Raw genomic sequence first — 16,984 nt, forward strand, 5'->3', positions numbered from 1 at the left:
GGGGGGGGAAATCATGCTACGGTTAGCTGTGACGATGCTGGTTACGACGGCAGCGTTTATCGTAGTGGCGCACCCACCAGTAGCGGTCGCTGACCTGCTCGTGGCCGCCAATACGGGCACCGGCCAGCCAGAGCACTGCGCCAACGAAGATGCTTAGGATTGCGCCATGCGCAAAGAATTGTGGCAGGTTAAGCTGCGGAAGCTGGTTCAGAATGGAGTAACCTACCCCCACAACCATCACCACCAACCCTAACCCCATGAGTACGTTACCGAGTAACGAAGCGTTTTTGCGTTTCATGTGTCACCTCCGGACTTTGGGTTGCCAGGGAATGTCCCCAAATCTTATAGGTGTAGTATAGACAAGGTCTCTTCTGCGGAGTGCGTCCACGATCACATTAGTGAACAGCGAATAGACAAAAATTTACAAATAAGTCTATGAACCATATCAAATTCTAATGATTTAGTGAGTAAATCATCAATGCGGGTATTGTCTAATAGCCAGAATTTTGTCAAGCGCGCCCGCAGACAGTACACTACGCGGCAGAGAATGCCCCATGCAGGATAGAAAACGTGACCATTAAACTGATTGTCGGCCTGGCCAACCCCGGTGCGGAATATGCCGCCACCCGGCACAACGCTGGCGCCTGGTATGTGGATTTACTGGCGGATCGCCATCGTGCGCCGCTGCGCGAAGAGAGCAAATTCTTCGGCTACACCTCGCGCATCAACCTGGCGGGCGAGGACGTCCGCCTACTGGTCCCCACTACCTTTATGAACCTCAGCGGTAAAGCCGTGGCCGCGATGGCGACCTTTTATCGCATCAACCCGGATGAAATTCTGGTCGCCCATGACGAGCTGGATTTACCGCCGGGCGTGGCGAAATTTAAGCTTGGCGGTGGCCATGGCGGCCACAATGGCCTGAAGGATATCATCAGTAAGCTCGGCAATAACCCGAACTTTCACCGTTTACGCGTCGGAATCGGCCATCCGGGCGACAAAAACAAGGTTGTCGGCTTTGTGCTTGGCAAACCACCGGCCAGCGAGCAGAAACTGATCGATGACGCTGTCGACGAAGCGGCGCGCTGTACCGAAATCTGGTTAAAGGACGGGCTGACCAAAGCGACCAACCGTTTGCACGCCTTTAAGGCGCAATAAGCCGTTGGCGTGCGGCATTTTTGCCGCGCACCGTGTATAATAGGCAAAGCTATTCAATTTTCTGCAATCTGTTCCTTGTAACAGATTGATTATCCAAAGATTAAGGTGATTTAAATCATGGGATTCAAATGCGGTATCGTCGGTTTGCCCAACGTCGGCAAATCCACCCTGTTCAATGCGCTCACCAAAGCGGGTATTGAAGCGGCCAACTTCCCCTTCTGTACCATTGAGCCGAACACCGGTGTCGTACCGATGCCCGATCCGCGTCTGGACAAGCTGGCTGAAATCGTCAAACCGCAGCGCATCCTGCCGACCACCATGGAGTTCGTGGATATCGCGGGGCTGGTGAAAGGCGCGTCCAAAGGTGAAGGTCTTGGCAACCAGTTTCTGACCAACATCCGTGAAACCGAAGCCATCGGCCATGTGGTTCGCTGCTTTGAAAACGATAATATTATTCACGTCGCGGGGAAAGTGAACCCGGCGGAAGATATCGACGTTATCAACACCGAACTGGCGCTGTCTGACCTTGATACCTGCGAACGCGCGATTCACCGCGTCTCCAAAAAAGCCAAAGGCGGCGATAAAGACGCGAAGGTTGAGCTGGCCGCGCTGGAAAAATGCCTGCCGCAGCTGGAAAACGCCGGTATGCTGCGTGCGCTGGATCTGACCAAAGAAGAGAAAGAGGCCATCCGCTATCTGAGCTTCCTGACCCTGAAGCCGACCATGTACATCGCGAACGTCAATGAAGACGGTTTCGAGAACAACCCGTACCTCGATCAGGTTCGCGCCATCGCCGAGCAGGAAGGGTCTGTGGTGGTGCCGGTGTGCGCCGCCGTTGAAGCGGACATCGCCGAGCTGGACGATGAAGAGCGTGACGAGTTCATGGCTGAGCTGGGCCTCGAAGAGCCGGGCCTGAACCGCGTGATCCGCGCCGGTTACGCTCTGCTGAACCTGCAGACCTACTTCACCGCGGGCGTGAAAGAAGTTCGCGCATGGACCATCCCGGTGGGAGCGACCGCGCCGCAGGCAGCCGGTAAGATCCACACCGACTTCGAAAAAGGCTTTATCCGCGCGCAGACCATCGCTTATGAAGACTTCATTGCCTACAAAGGCGAACAGGGCGCGAAAGAAGCCGGTAAAATGCGTGCTGAAGGTAAAGACTACATCGTGAAAGATGGCGATGTGATGAACTTCCTGTTCAACGTCTAATCCCGCTGGCTGGCGTTTTCGCCGCCACCGCGCAAAAAAAATCCACGCAGCGGCGTGGATTTTTTTTACCCAGGCGACACGCTACTCCACAATATGGGTATCTTCTGCCGCCTCGTAGCCATCAACGATCTGCACAATTTTCTTTAACTCGCCCTCGATGAAAGCCGGGGTGGCGCTTTCCCCTGAGGCCGGGTGATGAAGCTCCACCGAGATACCGCTGGCGGCATTGGTCAGCGACAGGCTGATCTCCTGCAGGCCCCGCGAGCACGAAGAATGCCCGATGTGCTGCATGATAGCCGCCGCCGCCGCGCGCGTATCAACGTCTGCGAGATGCCCCCATCTCATTTCAACATGCCCCTGCTGCCCTGCCTTTATCACCTGCAGCGTATAGCCGCTTCTTGCCGTTGCCATGCCTTTTCCTCCGATTTAGTTGCCCGGGCGTCGCATTATCAGCCCGGTTTTATCAGCCAGGTTCGCGCACCTGCGCCTTGCCGTTAATGACTCTTTTCCACATAGGTCTGCATGTTTTCTTTGGTCACTAACTCAAACGGGATCCAGACATGAGACTCGACCTTTTCTCCTTTAATCAGCTTCAGCGCTACCGCTAAGGCCGTTTTGCCCTGACCGACGGCGTCCTGGAAAACCGTCACCTGAATCTTATCGCTGGCCAGGGCTTTCAGCCCGTCCGGGGTGGCGTCGATCCCGCCGATCAGCAGCTTCTTCTGGCTTTTCTCCAGCGCCATCGCCGCGCCAATCGCCATCTCATCGTTGTTCGCCGCCACAATATCAATCGCTTCTCCGTTGCCCGTCCAGTTCTGCATCAGATCCATTCCCTCGCTGCGGGAATAGTTGGCCGGCTGTTTCTGCACCACTTTCATTGCCGGATACTTGGCCACCACCTGCTCCACATCTTTGGTGCGCTGCAGCGCGCCGGCGTCGGTGAGATTGCCGATCATGATGGCGACGTTGCCTTTGTAGTTCGCCAGCTTCGCCAGCGCCTCCATCTGCAATGTGCCAGACTCCCGCTCGTCCGAACCGACAAACACCACGCCGGGCGGTAACGTTTTATCCCCCGGCGTCCGGTTCACATACACCAGCGGCATTTTGGCCTGCTGCGCCATCTTCGTCAGCTGCGGGGTGCTGGCGGAGTCCACCGGGTCGACGATGATCGCGTCCACGCCGGAGGCAATGAAGCTCTGCACCTGATCGGCCTGGCGTCCGGTGTCGCCGCGGGCGTCTTCAAACTGTACGTCGACGTGGCGGGCTTGAGCTTCTTTCTCAATGGACTGGCGGATAATAGTGAGAAAGTTTTGATCGAAGTAGGCCATTGAGACGCCGATCTTCTCTGCTAATGCCGAAGCGGAACTGGCCAGAAGGCCTACTAACAGGATGATTTTACAGTGCTTCATAGTATGCCCTCAGAGATCGAAATAAAATTTTCAATACAACCACAAACGGTATATTTAAATCATTTTCAGACTACGAAGGGCGTTCGGTTCTTGCAATATTGATGTAAAGAAAATGTTGCCATGCGCACACTTTATTTCACCGCCTCACTCACCGAGGGCTCACCGGTTGCGGGGAGCGCAGCGGTCGGCGACGCCGGCTGTTTTCGCTTCAGCAGGGCATACTCCACTATCAGCTGTTGCAGATGCAGCTCCGCGAGGCTTCCCCGCGCGGCTGGCCAGGGTTGATCAACGGGAAGCGCGGCCAGCTGGCGCAGCTGCTCCTCCAGCGGAACAGCGCGGTTAAACGACTGTGTGATGGCAAATACTGCGGTTTTCAGTTCGCTCACCGTCAGGTACTTCCCCTTCTGCTCGTCGAGGGCATTGAGCTGGTCGGCGAGCCGCTGCAGCTGCTGCATGCCCTCCGACCAGCCGGTAAGATTTTCCGCGGGCAATGCGCCAGCACTCAGCTGCTGCCGCCACTGCTGCGCCAGCGGTTGCGCCTGATCCGGCCAGCGGATAAGGGCCTGGTGGACCAGCTGGTCGCCGTAGCTGACCGCCCAGTCCGGCGCCAGGCGGGCAAGCTCGCCAAGCTGGCGCTGCGTCTGTGGCAGATCAATCGGCCCCGGGGGCGTTGTCGCCGGCAGGCCCGGTATCGGTCCGGCATTTTGGGTGACCGAAATGGGCGGCAAGTCGGACTGACGCAGCGCCAGCCATCCGCCGACGGCGATACCCGTTACCGCCAGCATGGTAACCATTCCGGCGATAAACGGCTTCCAGCGCGGCGCGGCTGCCGGAGTAGACGCCGCCACCGGCGCGGGCCGCTTTGCAGGTGAAGGCGGAGCCAGCGGTTCAGCCTTTGGTCTACGTTTTAGGTCTGGCACTGGCTCAACCTTCGCCGCATCCTCTTCGCTGACCAGAGTGCCGGGAAGTTCCGCGTCAGACACCGCCACCGGCGGCGCGGTGGGAAGCGCTGGCGCAGGGTCGAGGCTCTCGAAGCGAGTTGCCGTGCTGTGCAGTAGCGCCCGCAGGTCGCTCAGCTGGTTTTCAGGAGCGATCTCAAGGCGCTGGAGCACTGCGTCGAAGCTTTGCAGCGAACGTTCAGCCTGCTCAAGCGACTCAACATCCTCTGGGGTAAGATTCAGGGTACGGATCACCTGCCGCAGCCGCTTGCTCAGGGTGCGGAAGATCTCTGTCCGGGCCGGGAGCGCCTGTGGCCACAGGTTTTTCCCCTGACGAACCAGCAGCGACTCCATCAGCGTCAGCCCCTCATTGATCCCTGCCACCCCGCCCAGCCGGGCGCGGGCCAGGGTATACCAGGCGACAGTCTGCAGGTCCGCGCCGTGATGCTCCAACAGCCCGCGGGCAAGCTGCTCGGCATACGGCCAGTTAATATCCGGCCGCGCCGGGTGGCTGAGCTTGTTCATTTCCGCACGCAGGGCCATAAAATCAGCCAGCGTGCGCGGGTCGCCACCGGCTTTATAGTGACGGTCGTGGTGTGTTGTCATCATGATGTCTTTCAGCGAGAGATTAGAGGGCGGAGCGGGCGTCAAGGTACTGCTGACGTTTGAGGTGGCGGATCAACACCCTGCCCTCGGGCATAAACTCCGTGCCGTAACGCACCAGGCCAATATCCTTCAGCTCCGCATCAATGGCATAGCGCAGTTCGCCGGGCGCATGCTGATCGAGCATCACCACCGCGATCCGCTGCAGGCGCGGTTCGTATTTCAGCAACACCGCCGACAACGTGCTCATCAGTTGATGCGCCGACGCTGGCATCCCCTGGAGGACAGCGGTCATATCCGGCAGGCCGTAGTCCGGCAGATGCGCCAGCGTTCCGGCCCGACAGTTGAGGATGCGCTGCATGTTATCGAGCACCGACAGGATGACCTGATCCGTTTCGCTGACAGTATTCAGGTCAAGCCCGCCGGCGAAATTGCCGTACAGGATGTCATACAGGGAGGGACGAGGCATTTTCACTTCTCCTTAAACGGGTGCAGCGTCAGTTGATTTTGGCTGGCTTCGATAATGCGCGGCCTCGCCGGATCAAGTTCGTCCCGGGTGAGTACCAGTCGCCAGCTGTTTTGCGTCAGGTCTGGATCGATAAACATGGCCGCCACCGCCACAAACTGCGCGCTGGTTTCCATGGGCATATCGACGGTCACCGATTCGCCCGGACGCAGGCGAACATCTTTTTCCGCCACCCGGTCCGCCTGCAGCGCCTGGCCATCGCCGGCAAACAGCGACGGGTAGTCAGTATTGTCGAACGCTTGCCGGTCCTTCAGCTGATAAATACGCACCACCGTCGCCAGGGAGGCGCCTTTGGCATTGTTATTCACGCCTTCCCGGGCGCGAAGATCCAGATGCAGGGTTTTCACCTGGGGGTAAAAAATGGACTGGGTCACGGAAACGGCGCCGTCTTTCACGGTCTGCGTCAGTCCGCAGCCGGTTAAGACGGTAACCATGAGGAATGCCAGCAACCTGGCGGAGGGTTTAACTGCGGTAATCGCCATCTTCATCGCTCTCCCTGCGGTGGATATTTTCCCGGACGCGCTGATAGCGCCCCAGATAAATCGTGACTCTGTCGTCAGCCTGTTTCTGCGCATCCAGAGGACGCAGCACAGCGGTACGGCCGAGCTGGACGGCATGCTCCTGCTGGCAGCAAAGTTGCGCATCCGGCAGTAAACGGCGGGCGACGCAAAGCTGCAGCCGCACGTCAAGATGAGATCCGAGCCAGACGTGCAGAAGCGCCATCAGGTCGCTGAACAGTTCGCCGCCGGGCAGCCAGCCGCGAACCTCATCAGGCTTTTCCGTTGCCAGCTGCAGCAATACCTGACCGTTCACATCCGTGGCGTAGGTTCCCATCACTGGCCTATGTTGCAGGCTAACCGGCTGACGGACGCTCATCGTTAACGGCTGCGACAAGGGGATCCGGCAGGGATCGTGGTGGTACACCGTCGCCCGGGTCCCCGGGGCCAGGAGCGCCACCAGCGCCTCCATGCCTTCCCCGGATCTCCCCGGCAGCATCATCACCGGCAGCAGCGCCAGAAATCGCGACAGCGGCGCTGCGGCAACGGCGGCACATCCCGGTATGCCCAGCCCCGCCAGGCCCAGCAGATACTGCGAGATGTTGTCCGTGCCGCCCGCCCGAAAGGTTGCCGGGTAGGAATATTTGCGCCAGATACGGTAATACTGGGCGATCAGCCGATGGTTAAAGATATCGAGGAAATCCTCGGTGGCCTCGACGCCTTCCCGCCGTTGCGCAATGTCATCGCTATAGTGGGTCGGCAGCGGGGATTCCACGCCGTAGAGTCCCATAAAAGTCACGCGAACCGCCGGCGGACGGGGCGGTTCAGGATCGTCCATTCCGCGGATTTCGCCAGCCGGAAAGCCCATCCCCGGATGCGGGCGAAAGCGTATGGGTTCATCACCTAATAGCCAGCCGCTGCCGATGATCGGCGCCTTCGGATGGTTCTTCTCCAGCAACTGGCAGAAGCGGTAAAAATTCATGTACGGCAACTGAGGCCGGAGCTGCGCCATCAGCCGGGCAGGCGCAGACTGTGATTCTCTTTCCACCGGATACATTTCCCTTCAGGTTGAACAATGAGCGTCAGCTGGTTGAACTGATTCATATCGGCATACAGTGCGAAAAAGCGGTTGAGCATGTCGCCAAACAGGTGGACATCGCCCGCACCGGTAAATCCGCTACCGTCGAGCGTCACTTCGATATCCAGCCCGCGCAGCAGGAAGCCCTGCTCGAAACGCTGAATTCGGTGATGGCTGACCGCCAGAATGGCGTCCAGACGGCGATTATTAAGCTCATCCTCCCGCCAGTTGTAGAGCGACAGCGTGCCGCGCAGCACCTCGGCGCTGCTCATCATGTTGAGAAAACGGGTGCCCAGATGGCTCATGACCCGCCAGTGGTAGCGGTCTTCCGCCGGGGGATAGGCCGGCAGCGTGGGCTTACAGAGATTGCGGACGGTAAGCGGCGTGGCTGATATCGACTCACAGCGATCCAGCAGCGTGCTCTGTAGCGCCCGGCGCGGCAGCTGGCCGTTAGTGCCGGTGATGCGCAAGGAGACCGTTTCCCGCGCCAGCTCCCGGTCAGCCTCCCATTGCTGTCCGCCGAGGATAAGCCAGGTATCGTGCATGCCGGTTACGCCCCGTTTTACGCGGGTGTGGTAGTAGCGCTCCGGCGCATGGCGACGCATCATTCCCCCCTGGTGACGAAAGCGGGTGAAAGGCACATAGCGTGCCTCCCCGGTGCGCCCGGAGCCGGTCACGCTGTCAACAGAATAGATTTCGGTATGCCCGTCCTGCAGGCGCTTCGGACGCAGGAGGTATTCGCTCTCCAGGCCGCTGATGGTCAACGGATCGGCCTCAAGGGTAAACAGGTTAATCACCGGCACACAGTGCAGGCGTAGGCTGCTTGCGCTGACGGGTAAATCACTTTGCCAGACCTCGCTGAACACCACCTCAAGCGTGAAATGCGATATCCCCGCCGGCAGGGTGATGTTTTCCAGGCCATTTAGCTGCACGAACATAAATTTTTCGCGAAAGGTGAAATACTCGAGCAGCAGCTGATAGCCGCTGAAAGCGCTCTCCCCCTTCGGCCATAAACGATCCTCCTCGCTGAATCCCCCCGGGGAAAAATAGCCGTCGAGGCTTACCCGCTCTGTCTGACCCGGCAGACGCAGGTACAGCGCGGCCTGGCGTCGGGTCAGCCACAGATGGAGGGCGCTGCCGGTAACAGCGTCTTCCCCCAGGTACAGCGCCAGGCGGCGGAGATCGGTCTGCGACCAGTTAGCCAGCTCGCTACAGGCGAATCGTAGTCGCAGGGCCGAACGTCCGTCCGGCTCCGCCGTCATCACCGCCTCCTCTATCGCCAGCGGGTTAAGCGTCAGATCGCGGGTGGTTCGGTACCGGCACACGGTATTTTTCGGCCCCAGTGGGCGGGAGCTAATCTCAAACCCGGCGGGCACCGTTTCCGCCATCTTCATCGCCGGCAGCGTTGGGGTCAGCACCACGATCGATAGCGATGGAATAGTGCGCAAATAGTGCGGCCACAGCATGCTGACCAGCCCCTCGGTCAGCTCCGGCAGATCATCATCAATTTTTTCGCGCAAGCGACCTACGGAAAAGGCAAAGCCTTCAAACAGGCGCTCAACGTAAGGGTCCGGCGTACCGGCTTTATCGAGATCCAGCATCGCCGCCCGATCGGGGTGAGCCTGCGCGAACGCTTTTGCCGCCTCGCGCAGGTAGCGCATTTCAGCATCAAAATATCGCAGGGTTAAATCGTCCATTATGAATATTCCCTTATTCGTCTACAGGGAGACACGCAGCATGGCTGCGCGGTCAGATTAGTTGGCCGTCGGGCGGCCATGAGCGAAGGAGGCCTGGCGTTGCAGGTTAACGCCAATCAGTGAGGGAGAAGGTTCAATATCCCTCTTCGCCGGGTATATCGTCGGTCAGCGGAACACGTTCCGCAGACGCGCGCACGCTGAATATCGTCTCCGGTAGCGTAAAGTTTCGCAGCACCAGCAGCGCCAGCGGTCCTTCCCCCGCCTCGGTACGCAGCGTGTAGTTCAGCAACAGACCATCCGGCGCTTTCCAGCTCAGGCTCCAGCTGCTGCTCGTTCCGGGATAAGCGCTGACCACCGCCTTATCCAGCAGACGGATCCACCCCCAGGCGCCCGGGAAATCGCCATACTGGCGGGTGCCCGTCCGGGTACTGACCCAGCTCAGACTGGCGCCCGGCGCTTCGGTGTCAGCGGGCCAGCTGAACCGCCGCCAGACCGGCATCTGGTTCATATAGACAAGTTTCTGACTGTCGATGACCAGCTCCGTCTGCATCACGCCGTCCGCGGTGCCGGGACGTAGCGCAAAATGCAATCCCGCTTCGCCGTTGGCGAACGCGACGTCGGAGAGATGGCTCAGGGTATTCATCGCCTGCAGAAAGGCCGGGTTAAACGTCAGCCCCTGAGCATTGATACTGTCCGCCATCCAGCGGCTCCCCTCTTTATGCAGCACGCCGTTCAGCCGGGTCTGCAGAAAGCGGGCGATGCGCCCGGTCTCGCTGTCGAGGTATTTTGCCAGCAGCGGCAGAGAGACTTCACTGCTGGTATTTTTAAAGGGGTAGCGACCGCCAAAAGCGCTATTCCAGTCCTCCACCACCGCGCTGCGCCACTGGGCGTTGAGACTTTCCGCCGCCGGGGTCAGCACCTGCTGCCAGGCCTGTTCCATCGGGCGAACAAACAGCGTTTGCCCAAATCCACTCCACTCCTGGCCCAGCCCCGCCGCCACCAGGCTGCCGTAGTCGCGCGTTTCGGTTAAATCCACGGCCTTGCCCTGGAATACCGTCTGCGCAAGCAACCGGGTCATCGCCTGCGGATCGGTGGCGTTGGTGACCTGCTGCAGGCGCAGACGCACCTGGGTGACGCGGGTCAGGAAGGTCTGCAGGCTAAGACGGCTGGTGGGTGTCCCGCCGTCGCGATTGTCCAGCAGCGCCAGTACGGGCCCGAAGGTGGCATCCAGAGGACCGCGCGCGCCGGACCGTTGATCGATGGCGGGCGAGTTATCACGGTTGAACAGCTGCCTGGCCGATTTGACCAGCGAATCGGCGATGGCTTCCCCGGTCTGGCCGGTTCGCCCCTGCACGCTCAGGGTGTTCATCAGCGCCACCAGCGGCGACAGGCGCACATCGGCCATCAGGGTCAGCTGGTCGATAGCATCGGAGAGGGTCGCCGCGCGCTGCCAGCGCAGACTGTTGAGGAAATCCAGCCAGGCGCCGCTGAAATCAGCGAAATAACGCTCCGCCAGCCTGGCTCGCAGAGCTTCCGGCGACGTCGACTGCGCGGCAGTCTGCTTCGTATCGCTCAGCACCCAGTCCATTTCATCGCGGCGTTCCGCGACCACTTTCTCAATGGCCGGCTGCACGGCCTGCTCCCAGGCCTGACGGGTAAACATTCCCGGCACCACCTCATCAGTGCTGAACAGACGCGAAGCATCGGTGTCGGCAGTCATATCCGCCAGGCGCATATCGGCATACTGATTCGCCACCTGCGCGAGCATCTTCTGGTAAAGCGTGGACTCACTGTTGCGCTGGCCCAGTTGGCGAATTAACCGTGTGCGCACCTGGCTGACCAGACCGTCATCGACAGGCAGACGCCAATGCGGATGCGACACCAGACTGGCGGCATAAAATGCCAGCAGCGAAGGGCCGCTGCCCTGCCAGACGGCGTCGGCGATGCCTGAGCGCTGCGGCCAGTCCTGCATTAGCGTAGTGGCGAACCACGCGGCGTCCATTTTTTCCGGGCGGGTCAACATCAGATATTGTTTCAGTTGTCCGTAAGCGGTCTTCGTCATCTTCTCACGCAGTGGGCTGTCCGGCGGCAGCTGCACGAAGGCGGTGAGCTGCTCTTCCAGATGATGCGCCGCCGCATCGCGCAGCAGCGGTTGCGCCATCTCCCCGTAGCGCGGGAACAGCGCCGCCAGCAGGTCATCGTTCTGACTGAGGCCAGCGCGGAGGTACCACGGCGCTCCGTGCTGCGAGCGGTATTCCAGTTGAGAAAGCGTTTTCTGTAACGCGGAGAGCGCATGCAGGCGTACGGCCAGCGGCTGTTTTCCCGCCGAGGCCTGCTGCACCTGCTGCTGTGCGATCGCCACCAGGTGGCGGTTGGCGATAAAAGAGACTGTCATTGAGGCGGCCCAGAGTAACATCAGGGCGGCGGCGGCCACGCTCATCCCACGCATCCAGTTGACTCCCTGTTTGCGCGGACGTAGACCGGCTGGCAACCACAGCACTGAGTCTGGTATCGTTTCCCAGCGGTTATCCCGTCCCCAGTGATGACGGACACTGCGACCAGCCTCTACTGACGCCTCACTAAATACCACCCCGGCCAGCGGCTGCGGGCGGTAAGGATTAAGCAATACCGATAACGGCTCCGTCACCGTTTCCGGTTTACGGGTCAACTGATCGGCCAGCGCGAGTAAAAAATTGTGCTGTGGTTGCCCGCATATCTGCTGGATGCCCTGCTCTATCAGTAACGACGCCAGGGCAGTGAACTGTTCGGCAACTATTTGCGGCGTACAACCTGCAGGTAACAGGCAGCCTACAGGCTGAGTGATACGTCCATTTTTTTCGTTGCCCCCCTCATACAGCGACCAGACGTATAGGGGTAGTTTCCAGCCAAGAGCTTCGTAGCGTAGCTTTAGAGAGTGAGACACACTGTCCATTTCATCTGGCGTGAGCCTGGGCTTCGTTCTGTTCATCGTTGTCAAAACGCCGTCAAAGCCCGATGTTACCCACACTATGCCATCAGCCGGACGATAACGCAGTTTACGCAGCGCTGTGAACCAGTCGTTATCTACCGCTGCACTTGGGTCACCCCCCCACAGCAATAATGTACCCTGATCTTCCTGCCAGAGTTCCTGCGTGAGCTTTGGGGTCAGTTGTTCTACGTCTCTGAGTGAGCCAATTATCAGCAGAATACGGATTTTTCGGGGCCAGGAGCGCCCGTACTGATAGCGTAGTGTATGGCGAATTTCCCTAACCGTAATATTACGGGGAGGTGTCAGCAACACGCGCCCTTCTTCGCCGGGTAAGACGCTGTCCTGCTGCGACTGCCGGCGATATAAACTCTCCTTCACACGGCGGGACATTGCAGGAAGGTAAAAAACAAATACCAACGCCAGACAGACCTGGACAAACGCCAGTACCTGCTCGCCCCGCGTATTGATATTCAGCATGCCGCCATAGCGGGTGATCCCCCACCATATTGCAGCCATCCCGGCCAACGTAAGCCCGGCCAGGCCAAACCGGCCCAGGCCATTACCCGGTATATTCATCTTCACTCCCTGGGGTGATGGTACTGATAAAATGTTCCTGTTCGCTGGAAAATAACGCCAGCAGGGGCTGTTTACGGAGGCTGACCAGATCGGCTGCCAGCGCGGTCAGGAGCCAGGGCGCTGCGGGTCCCGGAATACCGCACCATTTTTCCAGCAGCGCGATATCTTCAGCTTTCCATGGGGTATGCATTTTGCCGCCCTGCGTGATAAGCGCGGCGCTTCTTTCCGTCCATTTTTTTGCGTCCCCGATAACGGAGGGCGTCTGGCAGGCTACAGTCTGGGTTTCCAGAAACAGGGTGATATCGTCTTCAAAGTTCGTCATATCTAAGGGCATAGGACGTAACAGCCGTGATGAGTGCGGCAGATGGTATTTTTGCGCCACATCATCGCTGGTCAGCAGCAGCACGGCCAGCCCGTCGGAGTATGCTGTACCACCGTTGAGCTGGATGACCAGGAGTAAATTGACCGTCAGTACAGGCTGCTTCAGGCGCTCCTCCACTTCCGACAGTGAGAATGAGCCGGTAACGGTAATATCATCAGGCACGGCGCGGCCAGGAATGTGTTCTTTCCAGAGATTACTGAAACTGCTGGTCAGCTCAGGCGAGGGATTATCCGTGATCAGGGTGACATACAGCGGTAGCTCTTCCGGCAGGCACTGCACGCGCTCTTCTATACTGGTCAGCAGCGCATGCATCGCACTCAACTGCACGGGCTCTTCTGCCGGAAGGTAATTAATGCTGCGGGCAAGTCCGTATTGCTGAGGCCGCTCACTCCCCCAATGCGCCGCAGAAATATGATCCGGCAACAGCACTGCACTGCTCAGAACGGCCAGCCAGCGCCCGGCCCAGTCTTCCCACCTCTGCTGTCCGTATTCCGCCTCTTTCAGCAAGAACTGATGAGCTTTCAGATCCCTGTCCCACAGGTAGCAACGCAGGCAAAAAATCAGCAACCAGCATCCTGCAGGCATCAGGGATACCCACCAGATATTTATCACTGAGATAATTTTTACGGTGCCGGAGGCATGGAGGATAAAGAGCAGGACACCGATAATCGCCATCAGTACACCGGCAAACAGCCATCGGGTCAGTGAAGGAGCCGATGGCTGCTCCATGGTCAATGCTTTTGTTCGTACCCAGCCCATTTTTTATCCTATCGCGCATTCCGGCGCGCCGGAAATCACCTGGCAACCGCACTGACATTTGCAGCCATCGACCACGATGGCTTTACCATCGGAAGACCATTCCGGCGATCCCTCAATAATGGCATTAGTGCCATGTCCCGGAATCGGGCAGCTGACTTTATCCCCCACCAGCGCTACGGGCTTTCCATTTACAATCATGGTGGAAGATGCGGAAATAACAGCACCGCCGTGCGTGGTTTTATCGCCGAGTAATACAAAATCTTTGGACATTGAATTTCCTTTTATATATCAGCGATACAGTAATTATTAATTAGAATACTCAATCGCATCTATTTCAACCTAAAGAGTGAGGCAATAACATTTAATAACAGATAAAAACCGGCGACTCCTGTCAAAGGAAGAATAATAAACATAAAATAATATCTGGAATATCTGCACACCTCTCTTTACTTAATACATACTTCTTCCCCCAGGTGATATCCCCTACATTAATAATTTTTCACTTCGAACGCCAATTGCCAGACGACCTTATACTCGTGAAAGTCGCCTTAATTTCTATTGCATGCTCTATACAATAAAAAACACACTAACAACAAAATAACCAGAATTATAAGCAAATAAAACAGACATTTTCTGATTAGGTGGCAACAGTGGGTATACCTCGCTAATATGACGACTATTGCTCCCTATCATTTTGCGTTCGCCATAACCTATGGGAAATCCAAAGCGTTCGCGCATCCATCGCTGCGTCATTACTGGTTCAAGACTAAAAGGCAGCGGATTAGGAAATAACCAAGCCGTTTTATTTTCATCTTCTAACCGCAAAGTCACTTCCTCAAGATTTTTTCTGGTTATTTATAAAAGATGAAAATATTCTTTCTCGCCTCATATCCAGCCTGAAAATATCATCACTAACAGTAATCGTTGGTTTTGTTTTGTAGGGAATTAAACCTTGTTCATAAATATCCTGATAAGGTTTACCTAATTGCTTCACAAGTGTTCGATATCAATATTCATTTGCCACCAAGTCGCTTTTTCTCCAGCGCAATATGAATCTCCTTTTCTCGCTCCAGTGGATAAAAAGTCACGGTTTCTGAAAATAAATCATTGTTATAGGTAAATCCGACAGAACTATTTTGATGAGGTATAGGTAAGGTATATATCTCTTCCCCCCTATAAGCAGTCATAACAATTTTTGCTTCAACGTAAACCATCGGAAATCCTAGATAAGCCCGCACCCACTGGTGAATCATAACTCGTTCCAGACCAAACGGCATAGGATTAGGAAACAGCCAGTCAGTTTTGGCTTCATCTTCAAACCTTAACATTTCTTCTTTCAGATTTTTAATGAGCACCACCTTTTCCGTTGACAATCATCGTTGATGACGATGAAATAATTTCACTACTGTACATGATTTTACCATCCATTAGAAAAAAACCTTATATGTTGAACGCCACCGATTTTTTAAAATAAGATATAGCATCACACATTATTTATTAACGACACAACGAAATACATACTGCGGACCAACACCATATTTTTCATAGTCACCATCAACTTCTTCTGGGAGTGGTGAAGCAGATTGTCTAAACATAGTCAATGCGTACTGTCTGTCGCCGCCAACATTCCCACGCAACACTTTCTTGGTCCCTTGCTCTGGTCCCTGAGGATTCTTTACCGGAGAGTGGGAGTAATAATCTTCTGCATACCAGTCATTGGTCCATTCTGAACCACTCAGTCCCATATCATACAGGCCTAAGGGATTTGATGGGTATTTACCTACTGGATAAATGGGAAGCCCCATCCCATCAGTGTATTTATTCAGTTCATCCTGGCTGGGGACATTTTTTCCTGGTGAAAACTCACCATTGTTAGTAGCAAACGGAAGATACTGACCTCTGGATCTTGCTGCAAACTCCCATTGTGCCTCTGTCGGCAAATCAATTTTTTTACCGGATTTTTTACCTAACCACTGACAATAATCTTTTGCCTGTTGCCAGATAACACCTGCAGGATAATCCCCCTTTAGCAGAGAAGGATGACGTTTTGCCAGTATATCCACAGGTGGATTTTTTTTATCTGTTACTTTCAAATAAACATTAAAATCATCGTTGGTGACTTTATATTTTGATATCGAAAAATCACTTAAAATAACCTTATGTAAAGTTTTATCATCCTGTTGTATGCTGAAAAGTAATTTTTCACCAACTAATGGACCAAAATCACCCATTAAAAACTCACCACCCTGAACAGGGACCATATTAGAGACCGATTTATCCACAAGTGCTTTAGCTGCTTTTTCACTCCCGGTGGTATTTCCCTGATCGCACCCGAGCAGTAAACTGGCGGCAACAGAAGCAACTACGATTAATTTTCTCATCTTATCACCTCAGCCATTGCATCAGGCAGTCATTATCCCCGTCGGGTGCTGGTCATCAATCATGGCAAGATATTCTGACATCAGGAAATCCGGCGTAGATTAAATATCCTATCCGGTTCAGCCGAATATTCGTTGAGCATTCTGATTCGGTTAAAATAAGAGATAGCATCACACATTATTTATTAACGACACAACGAAAGACATACTGCGGGCCAACACCATATTTTTCATAGTCATCGTCTTTATCGATCTTCGGAACTGGCAATTTTGATTGCCTGAACATGGTTAAAGCGTACTGTCTGTCGCCGCCAATATATCCACGCAGGACTTTTTTAGTACCCTGCGCAGGTCCCTGGGGATCGTTTACCGGAGAATGAGAGTAATAATCTGACGCATACCAGTCATTGGTCCATTCTGAGCCACTAAGTCCCATGTCATACAGACCCAGGGGATTTGGGGGATATTTGCCTACTGGGTAAAATGGGAAACCAAAACCATCTGTATATTTATCTAATTCATCTTTACCCGGAACATTTTTTCCAGGTAAATACTCACCATTATTTGTTGGAAACTGAAAATATTGACCTCTGGATCTTGCTGCATATTCCCATTGCGCCTCTGTTGGTAAATCAATCTTGTTACCAGACTCCTTACCTAACCACTGACAATAGCCTTTTGCCTGTTGCCAGGTAACACCAACAGAATAATCTCCTTTTTGCAAGGATGGATAATTTTTTAAAAAAATATGGATGGGTGCTTTTTTTACCCCTGTTATTTGCAGATATTTATTATAATCATCGTTGGTA

Annotated in this window: 17 protein-coding genes and 1 pseudogene; 2 read left to right on the forward strand and 16 right to left on the reverse strand. The window is 55.5% G+C overall.

Going from position 1 to position 16,984, the window contains the following annotated elements:
* Positions 1–22: 22 nt before the first annotated feature.
* On the reverse strand, positions 23–298 hold the full coding sequence (gene ychH / locus HMPREF9538_RS08045) for a stress-induced protein YchH (RefSeq protein ID WP_002910437.1): 276 nt from the start codon (positions 296–298) through the stop codon (positions 23–25).
* Between the two features lie 272 nt (positions 299–570).
* On the opposite strand from ychH, the gene pth reads away from it, so the two are divergent.
* The gene (gene pth / locus HMPREF9538_RS08040; protein WP_004180389.1) at positions 571–1,155 is read left to right on the forward strand and encodes an aminoacyl-tRNA hydrolase; all 585 of its coding nucleotides are present in this window, start codon (positions 571–573) and stop codon (positions 1,153–1,155) included.
* A gap of 117 nt (positions 1,156–1,272) precedes the next feature.
* The gene (gene ychF / locus HMPREF9538_RS08035) at positions 1,273–2,364 is read left to right on the forward strand and encodes a redox-regulated ATPase YchF (RefSeq protein WP_002910443.1); all 1,092 of its coding nucleotides are present in this window, start codon (positions 1,273–1,275) and stop codon (positions 2,362–2,364) included.
* 81 nt (positions 2,365–2,445) lie between these two features.
* Here ychF and HMPREF9538_RS08030 read toward each other — a convergent pair whose 3' ends face one another.
* The 15 genes and pseudogenes from HMPREF9538_RS08030 to HMPREF9538_RS07970 form a co-directional block, all read right to left on the reverse strand.
* Positions 2,446–2,775, reverse strand: a complete 330-nt coding sequence (locus tag HMPREF9538_RS08030) for a hypothetical protein (RefSeq protein ID WP_009485740.1) — start codon at positions 2,773–2,775, stop codon at positions 2,446–2,448.
* 83 nt (positions 2,776–2,858) lie between these two features.
* Entirely contained in the window at positions 2,859–3,773 is a 915-nt protein-coding gene (locus HMPREF9538_RS08025) for a sugar ABC transporter substrate-binding protein (RefSeq protein ID WP_002910453.1), read from the reverse strand.
* Between the two features lie 131 nt (positions 3,774–3,904).
* The gene (locus HMPREF9538_RS08020; protein ID WP_009485741.1) at positions 3,905–5,320 is read right to left on the reverse strand and encodes a VasL domain-containing protein; all 1,416 of its coding nucleotides are present in this window, start codon (positions 5,318–5,320) and stop codon (positions 3,905–3,907) included.
* 19 nt (positions 5,321–5,339) lie between these two features.
* Positions 5,340–5,783: a type VI secretion system baseplate subunit TssE gene (gene tssE / locus HMPREF9538_RS08015; RefSeq protein WP_004175538.1), complete on the reverse strand. Its 444-nt coding sequence runs from the start codon at positions 5,781–5,783 to the stop codon at positions 5,340–5,342.
* Between the two features lie 2 nt (positions 5,784–5,785).
* Positions 5,786–6,322 carry a type VI secretion system lipoprotein TssJ gene (tssJ, locus tag HMPREF9538_RS08010; RefSeq protein WP_004175532.1) on the reverse strand — a complete coding sequence of 179 codons (537 nt, stop codon included), beginning with the start codon at positions 6,320–6,322 and terminating at the stop codon, positions 5,786–5,788.
* Positions 6,303–7,319: a type VI secretion system baseplate subunit TssG gene (tssG, locus tag HMPREF9538_RS08005; protein ID WP_074194238.1), complete on the reverse strand. Its 1,017-nt coding sequence runs from the start codon at positions 7,317–7,319 to the stop codon at positions 6,303–6,305. Before tssG ends, tssJ begins: the two co-directional genes overlap by 20 nt.
* A 29-nt stretch (positions 7,320–7,348) precedes the next feature.
* A complete protein-coding gene (gene tssF / locus HMPREF9538_RS08000; RefSeq protein WP_009485743.1) occupies positions 7,349–9,112 on the reverse strand; it encodes a type VI secretion system baseplate subunit TssF in 1,764 nt (587 codons plus the stop codon).
* Positions 9,113–9,245: 133 nt separating this feature from the next.
* Positions 9,246–12,656, reverse strand: a complete 3,411-nt coding sequence (locus tag HMPREF9538_RS07995) for an ImcF-related family protein (RefSeq protein WP_009485744.1) — start codon at positions 12,654–12,656, stop codon at positions 9,246–9,248.
* Positions 12,640–13,797 carry a hypothetical protein gene (locus tag HMPREF9538_RS07990; RefSeq protein WP_032420612.1) on the reverse strand — a complete coding sequence of 386 codons (1,158 nt, stop codon included), beginning with the start codon at positions 13,795–13,797 and terminating at the stop codon, positions 12,640–12,642. Before HMPREF9538_RS07990 ends, HMPREF9538_RS07995 begins: the two co-directional genes overlap by 17 nt.
* Before the next feature lie 3 nt (positions 13,798–13,800).
* On the reverse strand, positions 13,801–14,067 hold the full coding sequence (locus HMPREF9538_RS07985; protein WP_009485746.1) for a PAAR domain-containing protein: 267 nt from the start codon (positions 14,065–14,067) through the stop codon (positions 13,801–13,803).
* A 297-nt stretch (positions 14,068–14,364) separates the two neighbouring features.
* Positions 14,365–14,622 carry a DUF6392 family protein gene (locus tag HMPREF9538_RS33145; RefSeq protein ID WP_032420614.1) on the reverse strand — a complete coding sequence of 86 codons (258 nt, stop codon included), beginning with the start codon at positions 14,620–14,622 and terminating at the stop codon, positions 14,365–14,367.
* A gap of 10 nt (positions 14,623–14,632) precedes the next feature.
* A pseudogene (locus HMPREF9538_RS33150) lies at positions 14,633–14,814 on the reverse strand (DUF6392 family protein).
* Entirely contained in the window at positions 14,811–15,125 is a 315-nt protein-coding gene (locus HMPREF9538_RS32980; RefSeq protein ID WP_153593959.1) for a DUF6392 family protein, read from the reverse strand. The pseudogene HMPREF9538_RS33150 and the gene HMPREF9538_RS32980 overlap by 4 nt, the downstream one beginning before the upstream one ends.
* A gap of 162 nt (positions 15,126–15,287) precedes the next feature.
* A complete protein-coding gene (locus tag HMPREF9538_RS07975; RefSeq protein ID WP_004189389.1) occupies positions 15,288–16,178 on the reverse strand; it encodes a formylglycine-generating enzyme family protein in 891 nt (296 codons plus the stop codon).
* Between the two features lie 175 nt (positions 16,179–16,353).
* The coding region (locus HMPREF9538_RS07970) for a formylglycine-generating enzyme family protein (protein WP_009485748.1) at positions 16,354–16,984 on the reverse strand (631 nt) is incomplete at its 5' end.

Source organism: Klebsiella sp. MS 92-3, assembly GCF_000195655.1.
Lineage (GTDB): Bacteria > Pseudomonadota > Gammaproteobacteria > Enterobacterales > Enterobacteriaceae > Klebsiella > Klebsiella pneumoniae.

Bases quoted from the DNA above. Each gene is read 5' to 3' on its own strand.
- tssG (WP_074194238.1), bottom strand. From the start codon at position 7,319: ATGAATTTTTACCGCTTCTGCCAGTTGCTGGAGAAGAACCATCCGAAG.
- tssJ (WP_004175532.1), bottom strand. From the start codon at position 6,322: ATGGCGATTACCGCAGTTAAACCCTCCGCCAGGTTGCTGGCATTCCTC.
- HMPREF9538_RS32980 (WP_153593959.1), bottom strand. From the start codon at position 15,125: ATGTTAAGGTTTGAAGATGAAGCCAAAACTGACTGGCTGTTTCCTAAT.
- HMPREF9538_RS08030 (WP_009485740.1), bottom strand. From the start codon at position 2,775: ATGGCAACGGCAAGAAGCGGCTATACGCTGCAGGTGATAAAGGCAGGG.
- ychF (WP_002910443.1), top strand. From the start codon at position 1,273: ATGGGATTCAAATGCGGTATCGTCGGTTTGCCCAACGTCGGCAAATCC.
- HMPREF9538_RS07985 (WP_009485746.1), bottom strand. From the start codon at position 14,067: ATGTCCAAAGATTTTGTATTACTCGGCGATAAAACCACGCACGGCGGT.
- ychH (WP_002910437.1), bottom strand. From the start codon at position 298: ATGAAACGCAAAAACGCTTCGTTACTCGGTAACGTACTCATGGGGTTA.
- tssE (WP_004175538.1), bottom strand. From the start codon at position 5,783: ATGCCTCGTCCCTCCCTGTATGACATCCTGTACGGCAATTTCGCCGGC.
- HMPREF9538_RS07975 (WP_004189389.1), bottom strand. From the start codon at position 16,178: ATGAGAAAATTAATCGTAGTTGCTTCTGTTGCCGCCAGTTTACTGCTC.
- HMPREF9538_RS08025 (WP_002910453.1), bottom strand. From the start codon at position 3,773: ATGAAGCACTGTAAAATCATCCTGTTAGTAGGCCTTCTGGCCAGTTCC.
- tssF (WP_009485743.1), bottom strand. From the start codon at position 9,112: ATGGACGATTTAACCCTGCGATATTTTGATGCTGAAATGCGCTACCTG.
- HMPREF9538_RS07995 (WP_009485744.1), bottom strand. From the start codon at position 12,656: ATGAATATACCGGGTAATGGCCTGGGCCGGTTTGGCCTGGCCGGGCTT.
- HMPREF9538_RS08020 (WP_009485741.1), bottom strand. From the start codon at position 5,320: ATGATGACAACACACCACGACCGTCACTATAAAGCCGGTGGCGACCCG.
- HMPREF9538_RS07990 (WP_032420612.1), bottom strand. From the start codon at position 13,797: ATGGGCTGGGTACGAACAAAAGCATTGACCATGGAGCAGCCATCGGCT.